Origin of the sequence: Peribacillus tepidiphilus, from assembly GCF_009466385.1 — a bacterium.
GTDB lineage: Bacteria > Bacillota > Bacilli > Bacillales > DSM-1321 > Bacillus_BN > Bacillus_BN tepidiphilus.
Genome location: NZ_WIAQ01000033.1, coordinates 15,137 through 30,065, shown reverse-complemented (window position 1 = coordinate 30,065; position 14,929 = coordinate 15,137). Strand labels below are relative to the sequence as shown.

Here is a 14,929-nt window from a genome sequence, read left to right as displayed (position 1 = left end):
ATAAGTTTATGATAGAATGAGTAAGCACCTATCTTCTCTCCCTTTGGTTTCTATTGTTGGCAACTTTAGATTATCAAAGAGAGAGAAGAAGGTGTTATTTTTTAATCATTTTTTGTGAATTATCTGAGCCCTTGAGATGATAAGCATGACCACCACATTTAGTATAGAGCCAGAAATTATTGAATTCTACTCTCGTTAACTCTACAAAAACCCTTTCCATTTTGGAAAGGGTTTTTGATTTTAAACAAATTACATACTACGCGTATTCAGACTGATTGAAAACGCGAATAAGGGAATCAAACTTATATAGCTTGATTCCCTTTCATGGATATTAGTATTTAATTAACGTATATTTTTTCTTTCCGCGGCGAATAAGTGTAAACTTCCCTTCGATTTTATCGGCATCACTTAATACATAGCCTACATCCGTAACTTTTTCACCGTTGATGCTGATCGCCCCGTTTGTGATGTCTTCCCTTGCCTGGCGCTTTGAAGGAGAAATTTTAGCATTTACAAGCAAGTCCACAAGACTAACATTTTCATCTTTCTGTTCATAAGAAGGAACATCTTTAAAGCCTTGCATGATTTCAGAGGCCGTTAAATTCTTCACATCCCCGCTGAATAAAGCAGCTGAGATCTTGATGGCCTGCTGGAGAGCTTCTTCTCCGTGAATAAGACGCGTCATCTCTTCCGCCAATGCTTTTTGTGCCTTTCTTAAATGAGGTTCTGTCTCAACTGATTGCTCTAATGCTTCAATTTCTTCTTTTGAAAGGAATGTAAAGAATTTCAAATATTTGACAACGTCAGCATCCGCCGTGTTAATCCAGAACTGATAGAACTCGTAAGGTGATGTTTTTTCAGGGTCGAGCCACACCGCACCACTTTCTGTCTTTCCGAATTTCGTTCCGTCAGCCTTTGTCACTAATGGAATGGTTAAACCGTATGCTTTTGCCCCTTCAGGCTGCATTTTCCGGATTAATTCAAGTCCTGTTGTAATATTACCCCACTGATCACTTCCGCCAATTTGCAGTTTACAATTATGGTGTTCATATAAATAATTGAAATCCATCGCTTGAAGGATGGTGTACGTGAATTCCGTAAAGGAAATTCCTGTTTCTAGCCTTGAAGCAATCGTATCTTTTGCAAGCATATAATTGATTCCAATATGTTTGCCGTAATCACGCAAGAAAGTAACAATATCAATTTTACTCGTCCAATCATAGTTATTGACCATGATGGCACCGTTTTCGCCTTCAAAGTTAAAAATGGTTTCAAGCTGCTTTTTAATGCAGCTTACATTATGTTGAACCGTCTCCACTGTCTGAAGCTGACGTTCTTCTTTTTTTCCGCTCGGATCCCCTATAAGCCCAGTCGCTCCTCCAACTAGAACAATTGGACGATGACCATGCATTTGAAATCTTCTAAGTGTTAAAAATGGCAGTAAATGACCGATATGCATGCTGTCTGCTGTAGGATCGACCCCACAGTAAACCGAAATACTTTCTTTTTCCAAAAGCTCTTTCAATCCTTCTTCATCCGTTTGCTGATAAATAATTCCGCGCCATTCGAGGTCTTTTAATAATTCCATAAACAAATCCTCCTATATCATTTATTCAAAAATAAAAACGCCCCTTCACATAATGAAGGGACGAATGAATCGCGGTACCACCCAACTTGAAGACAAAAACGTCTTCCGCTTTGTAAGAAATAACGGTCTCTCACCGTTTATCGCTACTATCTTCATTAGAGTTCGCGATAAAAGCTCAAGGAGGTAATTCATTTATCTATTTGTACCGATTTTCACCAACCATCGGCTCTCTAAAACAGGGATAGATAAACTACTGATTCCTATCATCGCCTAACATATATACAGTTAATAGTATGCATTTTATTACAGGATTTATGAAAAGTCAAACGTGTTTTTCAGAAACTTGATACCCCAAAATTGGATAATTCTGAAAAATATTGAAAGAAGTCATATTTTCATTGTGTTCTATGATATAATGTATCTGATTTCAGGGGGTTGAGAACATGGAAAATAACACCTTTTTGGAGAAACTGAGGAGCAAGGCAAAAGCTCTGATCACTCCAAAATCTAAACGATATTTTACTATTACATATCATGTTGTTTGGAACTTATTATTATTATTCATCATTTTAGCTGTATTAGGTACAGCTTTCGCTGGTGGTGTGGGTGCCGGCTATTTTGCCTCTTTAGTAAAAGACGAGCCGATTCGCCCAAAAGAAGAGTTAAGTAAAGATCTATACAACTATGAAGAAACCTCATCCATTTATTTTGCCAATAACGTTTATTTAGGAAAGCTAAGAACGGATTTGGAACGTGAAGAGATCACTCTTGACCAAATGTCTGAGCACTTAATTCATGCAGTTATTGCAACAGAGGATGAGTATTTTTATGAGCATAACGGTGTTGTGCCAAAAGCAATCTTGCGGGCCATATTCCAGGAAATGACGAACTCAGCTGTTCAAACAGGTGGTAGTACATTGACGCAGCAGCTGATCAAAAACCAAATCCTTTCAAACGAAGTTTCATTTGAACGAAAGGCAAAAGAAATCCTTTTGGCACTTCGTGTAGAAAACTTTTTTGAAAAAGAAGAAATTTTGGAAGCTTATTTAAACGTATCTACCTTCGGAAGAAACTCCTCAGGGAACAATATTGCAGGTGTACAAGCTGCTGCACAAGGGATTTTCGGAGTTGATGCGAAAGATTTATCCTTACCGCAGGCAGCTTTTATTGCTGGTCTTCCACAAAGTCCATTCGGCTATACCCCTTTTACCAACAAAGGGAAGTTGAAAGATAAAAAATATCTTCAACCAGGTCTAAATAGAATGAAAACTGTACTTTCAAGGATGCGGGACAGTGGCTACATTACAGAAAAAGAATACACGAAAGCCGTTAACTATGATATTACCAAAGATTTTATTCCTCCTAAGCCAAGAACTCATGAACAGTATCCATGGCTTACTTTTGAGGTAGAGAAAAGAGCAAAAGAGATTCTAATGAAACATCTCGCCAAAAAGGATGGCTATGAAGAAAGCGATCTCGAAAAAGATGAGGCTCTTCGAGAGCAATACTATGCTTTAGCAGACCGAAACTTGAGGCAAAACGGTTATAAAATACATACAACAATCGACAAAAAGATTTATGATAAAATGCAAGCTGTAAAAAATGAATTTTCGCTTTATGGAAGAGATAAGGATACGGTGGTAGTGAATCCTGAAACAAAAGAAAAAGAAGTAATCAAGGAACCCGTTGAAGTAGGAGCCATGCTAATTGAAAATAAAACTGGCCGAATTATTAGTTTTGTTGGCGGTAGAGATCATGACCGTGAAGAAACTAATCACGCAACAAGCTCTGTTCGCCCTAACGGTTCTACCATGAAGCCGTTGCTTGTTTATGCTCCAGCAATCGAGCTTGGACAACTCGCTCCTGGATCACTTTTGGCAGATGTTCCAATGAAGTTGCCGGGATGGGGGGCAAAGGGTGCACCCGCAAACTATTCAAAAAGTTATTCCGGCCTGACAACCGCAAGAAATGCATTAGCAAAATCCATAAACGTCCCTGCTGCAAAAATTTACGCAGATATACAAGGGTATCATCCTACTAGTTACTTAGAAAAAATGGGGTTTACAAGTTTAACAGAAGCTGATCATTCCAATGCAGCCATGTCTATCGGTGCGATGTCAAAAGGAGTGACAGTAGAGGAAAACGTGAATGCCTTTGCAACATTTGCAAATGGTGGAAAATTTGTCGATGCATTTATGATTGAAAAAATTGAAACAAACGATGGCGAAGTCATTTATGAACATAAAAGTGAAGCTGTCGATGTCTTCACTCCGCAAACCGCTTATCTTATGATAGACATGATGCGTGATGTTATAAATGGAGGCACAGCCTCATCCTTAAGAAGCCGATTAAAATTCAGCTCTGACTTTGCAGGAAAAACTGGAACAGGTGCGGATTTCCAAGATGCTTGGTTTGTAGCATCCAATCCCAATGTTACATTTGGAACTTGGATTGGATACGACACTCCTAAACCATTGGATCGTGACTATAAAGGTTTAAACTACAGCAAAAGAAACATTTATTTATGGGCAAACCTAATGAATGTAGCATATGATATAAATCCTAAGCTAATTGATCCTTCAAGTCGCTTTGAAATGCCAGGTGGAATTGTTCGTCGTTCCTACTGTGCAATTGGTGGAATGCCAGCTGACGAATGCCAAAAAGCAGGATTATATATAAGTGATTTATTCCCTGCTAAATTTGCACCAAAACAAATTGATGGAAGCTTTTCTTCCGGAACATACGTGGTTGTAAAGGATAAGAGATATGTAGCACTCCCTTCTACTCCAGCAGAGTTTACCGAAAAAGGATTTATGATAGATTCTAATTTCTTCAAGCAGCTTGGTGGTGGATATATTAAAGACGTCAGCCTACTATTTAAGAAAAATAAATCATTTGAAAACCTTTTGACTGCCGATGACATATTAAAGGATAATGGAAAGGTTCCTAGTGCACCTTCGATTGTTTCAAAAGGCCATTCCATCACCTGGAACGCCCACCCTGAAGGGGATGTAGTCGGATATCGAATCTATAAAGATGGGGTTAAAGTGGGTAGCATTAAAGCGAGTGAGCCATTAAACTTCACAGTCGGAAACGGAACATATGTTGTGAAGGCTGTCGATATTGCTGGAAAGGAATCCCCTGCTTCTAACAAGATTATTATAGGGCCAGCTAAGCCTGATCCAACTAAAACGCCTGGGGGGAATAATCCATCAAAGGATCCTAAACCAAATGACCCTAAACCGGCTGATCCTAAGCCGACGGATCCTAAACCAACGGATCCTAAACCGACAGATCCTAAACCGACCGAACCACCAACCGATCCTGTACCTCCTGAACCTTCAGAAGGTACTAATAATAAAAACAAATCCTAACCGTGTATATTATGAAAAGGTCGGGGCTATCCGAAAAGGGCAACGTCATTAAAAATTGAAAATCAAGAATGTTGATATATCAATATTCTTGAACATTAAAAGGGGCATCCAAAAGCCGAAAAATCGACTTATTGGACAGCCCCATATTTTTTTTGCAAAATATTCAACTGCTTACCAGAAATTAAAAATATTTTATTAGAACAAGCTTTTCACGAAAAAACCTAGCGTAGCCATGCCACGCCAGATTTTTTAACATGATTAATCTTCCATAGTAGATAGATCCCCAGTCGGTAAATCCAATTCCCAAGCTTTTAAGACACGACGCATGATTTTCCCGCTTCTAGTCTTCGGAAGCTTGTCTCTGAATTCTATTTCTCTTGGTGCAGCATGTGCTGCAAGACCTCTCTTAACGAATTGGCGAATTTCTTCAATTAATTCATCAGATGCCTCATAGCCGTCACGAAGTGCAATAAAGGCTTTAATAATTTCACCTCGAACAGGATCTGGCTTTCCAATTACTCCAGCCTCAGCTACTGCAGGATGCTCAATAAGCTTGCTTTCTACCTCAAAAGGACCAACACGTTCGCCAGCTGTCATGATTACATCATCAATTCTACCTTGGAACCAGAAATAACCATCCTCATCCATATAGGCCGAATCTCCTGATACATACCAGTCACCAGGCATAAAGTAAGATTCATATTTTTGTGGATTTTTCCAAATGGTATGCATCATGGACGGCCAACCTTTTTTGATAGCCAAATTCCCCATCCGATACGGAGGGAGCTCATTGCCTTGATCATCCACAATTGCGGCCTTTACTCCTGGAATTGGCTTACCCATAGAACCTGGCTTAATTTCCATGCAAGGATAGTTACAGATAAGTTGTGCACCTGTTTCCGTCATCCACCATGTATCATGAATTCTTAAGTTAAACACCTTCATACCCCATCGGACTACTTCTGGATTCAGAGGCTCTCCTACACTTAAAACATGTCTTAAAGAGCTTAAATCAAACTTTTTGATAATTTCATCTCCTGCACCCATTAACATTCTGAACGCAGTCGGAGCACTATACCAAACCGTTACTCCATAATCTTCAATCGTCTTATACCATGTTTCTGGCTTAAAACGTCCTCCAACAATCACGTTTGAGGTTCCAGTTAACCAAGGACCAAAAATCCCGTAAGATGTCCCTGTTACCCAGCCAGGGTCAGCCGTACACCAGTAAACATCTGATTCCTTAATATCAAGAACCCACTTTGCAGTTTGATAATGCTGTATCATTGCATTATGTACGTGCAATACCCCTTTTGGCTTTCCTGTAGATCCAGACGTATAATGTAAAATCAGACCATCATAGCGGTCAACCCATTCTATTTCCAGCTTGTTACTCGCTGCTTCGAAGTGCTTTTTAAAATCCAATATCTTTCCTTCTTCTTGAACGTTGTCCCCAACTAGGAAAATATGCTTCAATGCAGGCAATTCATCCACTGGTACACGTGAAAGAAGCTCAGGAGTCGTAATTAACACCTTTGCCTCACTATCTTCCAAACGATCTCGCACAGCTCCTTCCATGAAGGCTTCGAATAAAGGTCCTACGATCGCACCCAGTTTAATAGCTCCTAGTACTGAAAAATAGAGCTCAGGAGATCTTGGCATGAAAATAAAAACTCTGTCTCCTTTTTCAACATCGCCCAGATTCTTTAGAACATTACCAGCTTTATTGGAAAGTTCTTTCATTTCTTTAAATGTATACTTTTCATTTCGTACCCCGTCTCGGTAATAAAGGGCTACTTTGTTTTTCCTTTCTCCCTCGGCATGACGATCAACTGCTTCATAAGCCATGTTCACTTTACCTGTGGAATACCAGGAAAAGTTTTTTTCTACTTCTGACCAATCAAATTGCTTGTACGTTTCTTCATAATTCTTAAGATTAAAATCCCCTTGTATGACTGATAGCGCTTCCACTTTCATCTAACCAAATCCCCCTTTATTCTAAGTATTCAATTTTTATTATATTATATATTTTTTCTATTCTCAATTTTTAAAATATTTTACCTTCAAAAATACATATTTGTTAGTTCTTACAAAAAATAATCGTGTTAAAATAATAGTAACAAATTACTGAATTTTTTCTTATTTATTTTATGTATAATGAAAAAAAAATCATTTGACCCAAGATTAGGTGGTGAAATAATGGAGCATATAAAAATATACAATGCGAAGGAATTAAAGACTCCCCATGGAACGTTGATTATTGAAGGCCCCATTCCTGGAGAAAAGCTAAGAAATTATGAATTCCATAAAGATTTGGTTGCTTTCCGCCAGCCAGAACAGCAACATAAAGCCCTCATAGAGATTGCTGATCTTCCTGAAGGAAGGATCATCATTGCGAGGCATAAAGATACGATCGTAGGCTATGTAACTTTCCTGTATCCAGATCCCCTCGAAAGATGGTCTGAAGGAAAAATGGAGGACTTAATTGAGCTTGGGGCTATAGAGGTAATTCCAGAATTCAGGGGCCATTCAGTCGGTAAAAACATGCTCATCGTTGCTATGATGGACGATGCAATGGAAGATTTTATTATTATCACAACAGAATATTATTGGCATTGGGACTTAAATGGAACAGGCCTGAATGTCTGGGAATACAGAAAAGTGATGGAAAAAATGATGAATGCAGGGGGGTTGGAGTATTATGCAACCGATGATCCGGAAATATCATCACACCCAGCTAATTGTTTAATGGCCCGAATTGGAAAAAGGGTACCGGTTGAATCCATCCAAAAATTTGATCGGCTACGTTTTATGAATCGGTTTATGTATTAGTATTCAGAGAGCTTTATAGAGGGGGAGTAAAGCATGATTATTGAAGATGTTATGAAAGTTGATGTGGTGACACTATCTGAGAACGAAAGCATCCAAAAAGCAATTGAAGTAATGCGAGAGCATAAAATTCGTCATATTCCAATTGTGGACGATGACAATCAACTCATCGGGCTTGTTTCAAATCAGGATATTCGAGATGCAACACCTTCTATTTTTCATTCAAACGAACATCTAGAAGATTTACAAAAGCCTCTTAGCTCCATCATGAAAACAAACCTTATAACAGGTCATCCTCTAGATTTTGTTGAAGAAGCAGCTGCAGTATTTTATGAAAACCATATTGGCTGCATGCCCATTTTGTCAGAAGGTAAACTAGTAGGAATCATTACTGAAACTGATCTATTACATACGTTAGTAGAGCTAACAGGAGCTCATCAGCCAGGTTCTCAAGTGGAAATAAAAGTACCGAATAAAGCCGGTGCTTTATCAGATTTGACCTCTATCATTAAATCCAAAAAAGCTAACATTCACAGTGTTCTTGTTTATCCTGACAAAAAAGATCCTAGCTACAAAATATTGGTTTTCAGATTACAAACCATGAATCCACTTTCAGTTGTTCAGGCATTAAAGGAAAATGGATTTGAGGTTCTTTGGCCTCAAATCCCGGAGAGCGTGCTATGAAAAATGCGGTTTTTGTCTATTCTGAAGAACAATTAAAATACAAATTTAACAATAATCATCCGTTTAATCAATTTCGCCTGAAACTTACATTGGATTTATTGGAAAAATGCGGAGGGATTCAAAAAGAGGATATTATCCCTCCAAGAATGGCCACGGACGAAGAGCTTGAACTTATACATGACCCTAGCTATATCGAAGCCGTTAAACAAGCAGGCAATGGAAATCTTTCCGAAGACAGAGCTTCTAGCTATGGGCTCGGAACTGAGGATACACCCATTTTCCCTGGGATGCATGAGGCAAGTGCAATGTTGGTTGGCGGGACACTGACTGCCGTAGATTATGTGATGTCAGGAAAAGCATTGCATGCCTTAAATTTAGGAGGTGGACTCCACCACGGCTTCCGCGGGAAAGCATCAGGGTTTTGTATATATAATGACAGCTCTGTGGCAATCAAATACATGCAAAAGAAATACAACGCTAGGATTTTATATGTTGATACAGATGCTCATCACGGAGATGGGGTTCAATGGTCCTTTTATGATGACCCGAATGTTTGCACATTTTCCATTCATGAAACCGGTAGATACTTATTTCCTGGGACAGGTAATGTGAATGAACGGGGACAGGGAAAAGGGTATGGATATTCCTTTAATATTCCAGTCGATGCTTTTACTGAGGACGAGTCATGGCTTCATGCTTATACAACTGCCTTCCGTGAAATTGCTGACTTTTTCAGGCCAGATGTAATCATTACTCAGAACGGTGCTGATTCACATTATTATGACCCCCTCACTCATTTATCGGCAACTATGAAAATATACGAGGAGATTCCAAAGCTTGCTCATGAGCTTGCTCATCAGTATTGTGAAGGTAGATGGATTGCAGTCGGAGGCGGAGGCTATGATATATGGAGAGTTGTACCGAGGGCTTGGGCCCGGATTTGGCTCGAAATGACTGAATACTCAAATATATCAGGATATTTACCAAAGGAGTGGGTTGATGCTTGGCAACCGAAATCTCCAGTTGAGTTGCCTGTAACTTGGAATGACCCGGAAGGAATATATCCTCCAATCCCAAGAAAGCCAGAAATCACAGAAAAGAATCTTCAAATGGTAGAAAAGGCTCTTTATCCAATACGATCCAATAAAAAATCTTCCGTTTCTAATACACAGAATCAGTAGAATACAAAAAAGGAACCGTTATAAAATACGTTCATTTTTATAACGGTTCCTTTTCCTATGCTTCATTTTTCTAGTCTAGTTTTTTTATTTTGTTGAAGAACGAGTTTCAATTCGATGCGGAAGAATCACTGTATGATCTTCTACTTTATCTTTGTTCATGAGCTTTGTTAGTAGTCTCATTGCTACAGCCCCTATATCATAAAGTGGTTGGACAACGGTTGTAATTTGCGGACGGACCATCATCGTTAATCTTGTATTATCAAAGCTGATGACTTCTAGATCATCAGGAACTTGATAACCCTTATCTTGGGCTGCATGAACCACACCTATAGCCATTTCATCAGCGCCGACAAGAATAGCTGTCGGTTTTTCCTGAAGCTCTGCTAAACGGTCAAAAGCTTCAAGGCCAGAATCGTACGAATAGTCTCCTTCCACAACGAATTGTTCGTCAAAGGATATTCCTTTTTCTTCTAAGGCTTTTTTATATCCATTCAGTTTTTTCAAGTTAATAGGCTCGTCTTTTATGCCAACAACAAAAGCTATTTTGCTATGTCCATTTTCAATAAAAGTTTTTGTTGCGTCGTATGCTGCTTCCTCATAATTGATGTTAACAGAAGGAACTTGGCCCGAGTCTTCTAACGAACCGGCAAGAACAATTGGAACAGGAGATTTTTTGAACTCTTCAACATGTTCTTCCGTAATATTTGCTCCCATGAACACAATTCCGTCCACTTGTTTTCCAAGCATTGTATTAAGCAAATGGAACTCTTTTTCCTTGTTTTGATCTGAGTTACTCAAAATAATGTTGTATTTGTACATCGTTGCAATATCTTCGATTCCACGAGCGAGCTCAGCAAAGAAAATACTAGAAATATCCGGAATTATTACACCAACTGTTGTAGTTTTCTTGCTAGCTAGTCCTCTTGCAACAGCATTTGGACGGTATCCCAGTCTTTCAATGACTTCTAGAACTTTTTTTCTGGTTGCCGGTTTTACGTTTGGATTACCGTTAACAACCCTTGATACTGTTGCCATTGAAACATTAGCCTCTCTAGCCACATCATAAATCGTAATGTTATTCACTTTTCAAACACTCCTTATTATCAGTACAAGTACTCTATTGTAGTATTCCCTTTATAAGATCGGTTATAGCTTTAAATAAAAATCGTTTCTTTACATTTGCGAAGGCTTACATTTTTGTTAAACATATGTGCATGGATGAGCATATAAACTTAAATAATTAAATTTTTAGCATAATACATAATATTACGATAGACAAGCCAACACTGCAATCTATGTATGCATTTTTTATTAATAAAATAAAAAAAAGTGCCTTTTGCAATATAGCAAAAGGCTCTTAGGTTTCATCTATATGATTCTGACAAAATTAAATCGTTGTTCTGCTTAGCTCTCTGATTCCCTGCATAAATGTTTCAAATTCATCGAAATCCATTTGTTGTGCGGAATCAGAAAGCGCAACACTTGGATCCGGATGTACCTCGGCCATGATTCCGTCCGCCCCGATTGCAAGTGCCGCTTTTGCTGCTGGAAGCAATAAATCCTTTCTGCCTGTTGAATGAGTAACATCCACCATGACAGGTAGGTGAGTTTCTTGCTTTAAAATCGGGACAGCAGAAATATCTAGCGTATTGCGTGTTGCTCTTTCGTACGTTCTAATCCCACGTTCACATAGAATAATATTACCATTCCCTTGTGACATAATGTATTCAGCTGCATTAATGAATTCATCAATTGTGGCTGCAAGGCCTCTTTTTAATAATACTGGTTTATCTACAGCACCCGCTGCTTTTAAAAGCTCGAAGTTCTGCATGTTGCGTGCACCGATTTGAATAACGTCAATATAGTCAATAGCCGTTTCAATATCCGCCGGATTGACGATTTCACTAATAACCGCTAAATCGTATTCTTCGGCGACTCTTTTAAGAATTTTCAAACCTTCTAACCCAAGTCCTTGGAAGTCATACGGAGAAGTACGTGGTTTGTAAGCTCCACCGCGTAGCAGTTTCAATCCTTTGCTCTTAACTACTTGAGCAACAGCAGCAACTTGATCATAAGATTCAACTGCACATGGTCCAAACACGAAGCTTGGGCTGCCGCTTCCAATCAGTTCACCCTTTAGATTAATAATTGTATCCTCTGGTTTTTTCTTTCTTGAGACGAGCAATGCTTTTTTATGATCGTCCTTCTGAAGATTCAAGCCGACTTTAAATATTTCTTTAAAGATATATTTAACGGCTGAATTTTCTAGTGGACCTTCATTATTTTGTTCAATGAGGTCCAGCATTTCTCTTTCACGGACAGGATCATACTTATTAACACCTTGTTTTTCTTTGACGCGCCCAATTTCCTGTACAAGTTTTGCCCGTTCGTTAATAAGCTTTAATAACGAAAGATTTATTTCGTCCAGTTTTTCTCGAAGTTCATTTAATTCCTTATTACTCAATTCCCATCCACCCTTTCGCTACTGATTAAAGCTGCTGAAAATTAGATAAAAGTACCATCAAATCCTTGAAGCAGCTTTAATAGGAATACTTTTTATGGTACATTTTTATATAATTAGAGTTTATTATAAAGGAATTTTTTTGGATTGTCACGAAAAATTCTTCATTAATTAAACGCTTTTAAGCACTAAAGCGATAAAACATAAAGAAGGTGTCTTTATTGTCAGAAAAAATTTTTGCATTAGACATAGGAACACGCTCTGTAGTTGGGATCATTTTAGAAAAGAATGAAGAATCATATCATGTAAAAGATATTCTTTCCAAAGAGCACACCGAGCGAGCAATGCTTGATGGGCAAATTCATGATGTATTGTCTGTTTCGAAAGTCATCCAGCAAATAAAAGAAGAGCTTGAAGAAAAACACGGAGAGCTAAAAAAGGTTTGTGTGGCTGCAGCAGGACGGGCTTTAAAAACAGAACGTGCAATGGTATCTGTGAACATACAAGGCAAACCAATGATGAATAAAGACGATATCCTTCATTTAGAGCTCTCAGCTGTCCAGCAAGCTCAATCTTCTGTTGCAGAAAAAATGACAGACGAAAAAAGCTACCACTACTATTGCGTCGGGTATTCAGTTTTATATTACCGTCTGGATGGACAGGAAATAGGAAGCTTGATTGATCAAAGTGGAGAGGAAGCATCTGTTGAAATCATTGCGACATTCCTTCCAAAAGTAGTGGTCGAATCCTTACTTGCAGCATTAAAAAGGGCAGATTTACAATTAGAAGCATTAACTTTGGAGCCGATAGCGGCTATTAATGTGCTGATTCCTCCTTCGATGAGAAGGTTGAATGTAGCTCTTGTGGATATCGGAGCTGGTACTTCAGATATTGCAATTACTGATATGGGCACTGTAATAGCTTACGGAATGGTCCCTATTGCAGGGGACGAAATTACGGAAGCCATTAGCGATCAATTATTACTTGATTTTCCACTTGCTGAAGAAGCAAAACGACAGCTACATACCCAAAAAGAAATTTCAGTTACTGACATCCTTGGGTTTGAAACGAGCATATCACGTGAAGAAATCATTGAGCAAATATCTCCTGCTTTACATAAATTGGCTGACAGTATAAGCGCTGAAATACTATCTTTAAATAATAATAAACCTCCAAAAGCTGTTATGCTTGTTGGAGGAGGTAGCTTAACCCCTGAACTTCCGCGGCTTTTAGCTGAAAAACTCCATTTACCTAGTAACAGGGTAGCCATTCGTGGTATAGATGCAATTGCCAATTTAACATTATCAGATCATTTGGCTAAAGGACCTGAACTTGTTACACCTATTGGAATTGCAATAGCTGCTAACAGGAATCCAATTCAGTATGTGAGCGTTACAGTGAATGGTCAGAGCATCCGCTTATTTGATATGAAAAAACTAACTGTAGGGGACTGTCTTTTAGCTGCAGGAATAAAAATGAATAAATTATACGGTAAACCAGGAATGGCTATGATTGTAAATGTGAACGGACAGACCATCACAATACCGGGGATCCATGGTAGCGCACCTTCTATCTATTTAAACGGAAAAAGCGCTTCTTTAGACGATGAGGTGAAAAATGGGGATATTTTAGTAGCGGAAAAAGGTGAAGATGGAAAACAGTCTGTTATCAAAATTGAGGAACTGATTGACAACATACCTAGAAAAACCGTAAAAATAAACGGAACACGTTACGAGATTGAAGCAGTCGTCAAAAGGAACGGTGAAACGGTTTCTAGTGAGGAAATCATTGCAGACCGTGATACAATTGTCTGCAAATTACCAGAAACGATTGAACAGCTTTTAGAATCTCTCAGACTTAAACATTTGATTTCTACTATCAAGCCTTTCACTGTTTTTGTGAACGACCGGATCATCCAATTAAGTACATTCACTGGTAAAATACTAAAGAACGGTATAGAAGTCCGTTTGACATCTGGATATGAGGATCATGATGAATTGATCATCAAAAGCCCAGCAATCCCTACAGTTTCTGATTTATGTAATGCATTAAACATTAAAATGCACCATTCCATTCCGGTGTCTTTTAACGGAAAAAGAATAGTCCTTTCAAAGGTACTCACTGAGTTTTATCGGAATGATCAACTACTTGCAGAAAATGATTCACTGATAAATGGAGAGAACATTAAAATGGTTCAACATAAAATGGAGCCTTTTATTTTTCAGGATTTATTCCGTCATGTTGAAGTGGATATGCCTCAAACGACAAATGCTCGTTTTATTTTACTGAAAAATAATAAAGAAACGACATTCCATGAACAAATAGAACCTGGGGATGACTTACGAATTCTCTGGCCAACAGCTTCGAATAGACAATAGTAGATTTGTTCATGTCAAAAATGCAGATAAAAATTGAAAGGTGACCTGGTTTTGAGCATTCCTATCCTTAGACGCTCAAAGCCCAAGTCACCTTTTGATTATTCTTCAGAGATCGCTTGATTTAAAGATTTCTTTGTAATTTTCCAATGGGAGGTGTGCCAAGCGACATCACCATTTTTAAACAAAATAGCTTGTGGTGATTCGTGCTTCACATGAAATTTTTCTGCAATATAATTAGAGAGTGGACGTGCCTCTTGAACAGCTAGATATACAGTATCTAGGTCTGGGTTTTCCTCAGCAAACTTTTGATATTCCTCAAATGCTGCACCACTAACAGGACAAGTTAAGCTATGTTTAAGCAAAAAGAAGGATGACCGTTTTAATAACTCTTCAAATTGCTCTTCCGTTTCAATTTTTTGTATAGTCATTTTCTG

At 38.4% G+C, this 14,929-nt stretch carries 10 protein-coding genes and 1 other annotated feature; of the genes, 5 read left to right on the top strand and 5 right to left on the bottom strand.

The window, feature by feature from the left end:
* Positions 1–331 precede the first annotated feature (331 nt).
* Positions 332–1,588 carry a tyrosine--tRNA ligase gene (gene tyrS / locus GD441_RS14735; protein ID WP_153127192.1) on the bottom strand — a complete coding sequence of 419 codons (1,257 nt, stop codon included), beginning with the start codon at positions 1,586–1,588 and terminating at the stop codon, positions 332–334.
* Positions 1,589–1,641: 53 nt separating this feature from the next.
* Positions 1,642–1,864: a binding site (T-box leader), on the bottom strand.
* Between the two features lie 167 nt (positions 1,865–2,031).
* Here tyrS and GD441_RS14730 point away from each other — a divergent pair.
* Positions 2,032–4,962 (top strand): transglycosylase domain-containing protein, encoded by a 2,931-nt coding sequence (locus tag GD441_RS14730; protein ID WP_153127191.1) that lies wholly within the window; start codon positions 2,032–2,034, stop codon positions 4,960–4,962.
* A 258-nt stretch (positions 4,963–5,220) separates the two neighbouring features.
* Here the strand turns inward: GD441_RS14730 and acsA are convergent, their stop codons facing one another.
* Positions 5,221–6,939: an acetate--CoA ligase gene (gene acsA / locus GD441_RS14725; RefSeq protein ID WP_153127190.1), complete on the bottom strand. Its 1,719-nt coding sequence runs from the start codon at positions 6,937–6,939 to the stop codon at positions 5,221–5,223.
* Positions 6,940–7,161: 222 nt separating this feature from the next.
* Here acsA and GD441_RS14720 point away from each other — a divergent pair, with 222 nt between their 5' ends.
* The 3 genes from GD441_RS14720 to GD441_RS14710 are packed head-to-tail and all read left to right on the top strand — an operon-like array spanning position 7,162 to position 9,656.
* Positions 7,162–7,794, top strand: a complete 633-nt coding sequence (locus tag GD441_RS14720) for a GNAT family N-acetyltransferase (protein WP_153127189.1) — start codon at positions 7,162–7,164, stop codon at positions 7,792–7,794.
* A 33-nt stretch (positions 7,795–7,827) separates the two neighbouring features.
* Positions 7,828–8,475, top strand: a complete 648-nt coding sequence (locus tag GD441_RS14715) for an acetoin utilization AcuB family protein (RefSeq protein ID WP_153127188.1) — start codon at positions 7,828–7,830, stop codon at positions 8,473–8,475.
* On the top strand, positions 8,472–9,656 hold the full coding sequence (locus GD441_RS14710) for an acetoin utilization protein AcuC (protein ID WP_153127187.1): 1,185 nt from the start codon (positions 8,472–8,474) through the stop codon (positions 9,654–9,656). The genes GD441_RS14715 and GD441_RS14710 overlap by 4 nt, the downstream gene beginning before the upstream one ends.
* An 84-nt stretch (positions 9,657–9,740) precedes the next feature.
* On the opposite strand, the gene ccpA is transcribed toward GD441_RS14710, so the two are convergent.
* Positions 9,741–10,739: a catabolite control protein A gene (gene ccpA, locus GD441_RS14705; protein ID WP_153127186.1), complete on the bottom strand. Its 999-nt coding sequence runs from the start codon at positions 10,737–10,739 to the stop codon at positions 9,741–9,743.
* A 304-nt stretch (positions 10,740–11,043) separates the two neighbouring features.
* The gene (locus tag GD441_RS14700; protein ID WP_153127185.1) at positions 11,044–12,120 is read right to left on the bottom strand and encodes a bifunctional 3-deoxy-7-phosphoheptulonate synthase/chorismate mutase; all 1,077 of its coding nucleotides are present in this window, start codon (positions 12,118–12,120) and stop codon (positions 11,044–11,046) included.
* Between the two features lie 218 nt (positions 12,121–12,338).
* Between GD441_RS14700 and pilM the strand changes: the two genes are divergently transcribed.
* On the top strand, positions 12,339–14,495 hold the full coding sequence (gene pilM / locus GD441_RS14695; protein WP_153127184.1) for a cell division protein FtsA: 2,157 nt from the start codon (positions 12,339–12,341) through the stop codon (positions 14,493–14,495).
* Positions 14,496–14,593: 98 nt separating this feature from the next.
* On the opposite strand, the gene ytxJ is transcribed toward pilM, so the two are convergent.
* Positions 14,594–14,923: a bacillithiol system redox-active protein YtxJ gene (gene ytxJ, locus GD441_RS14690; RefSeq protein ID WP_153127183.1), complete on the bottom strand. Its 330-nt coding sequence runs from the start codon at positions 14,921–14,923 to the stop codon at positions 14,594–14,596.
* Between the last annotated feature and the right edge of the window lie 6 nt (positions 14,924–14,929).

Bases quoted from the DNA above. Each gene is read 5' to 3' on its own strand.
- ytxJ (WP_153127183.1), bottom strand. From the start codon at position 14,923: ATGACTATACAAAAAATTGAAACGGAAGAGCAATTTGAAGAGTTATTA.
- GD441_RS14710 (WP_153127187.1), top strand. From the start codon at position 8,472: ATGAAAAATGCGGTTTTTGTCTATTCTGAAGAACAATTAAAATACAAA.
- GD441_RS14730 (WP_153127191.1), top strand. From the start codon at position 2,032: ATGGAAAATAACACCTTTTTGGAGAAACTGAGGAGCAAGGCAAAAGCT.
- GD441_RS14715 (WP_153127188.1), top strand. From the start codon at position 7,828: ATGATTATTGAAGATGTTATGAAAGTTGATGTGGTGACACTATCTGAG.
- acsA (WP_153127190.1), bottom strand. From the start codon at position 6,939: ATGAAAGTGGAAGCGCTATCAGTCATACAAGGGGATTTTAATCTTAAG.
- tyrS (WP_153127192.1), bottom strand. From the start codon at position 1,588: ATGGAATTATTAAAAGACCTCGAATGGCGCGGAATTATTTATCAGCAA.
- GD441_RS14720 (WP_153127189.1), top strand. From the start codon at position 7,162: ATGGAGCATATAAAAATATACAATGCGAAGGAATTAAAGACTCCCCAT.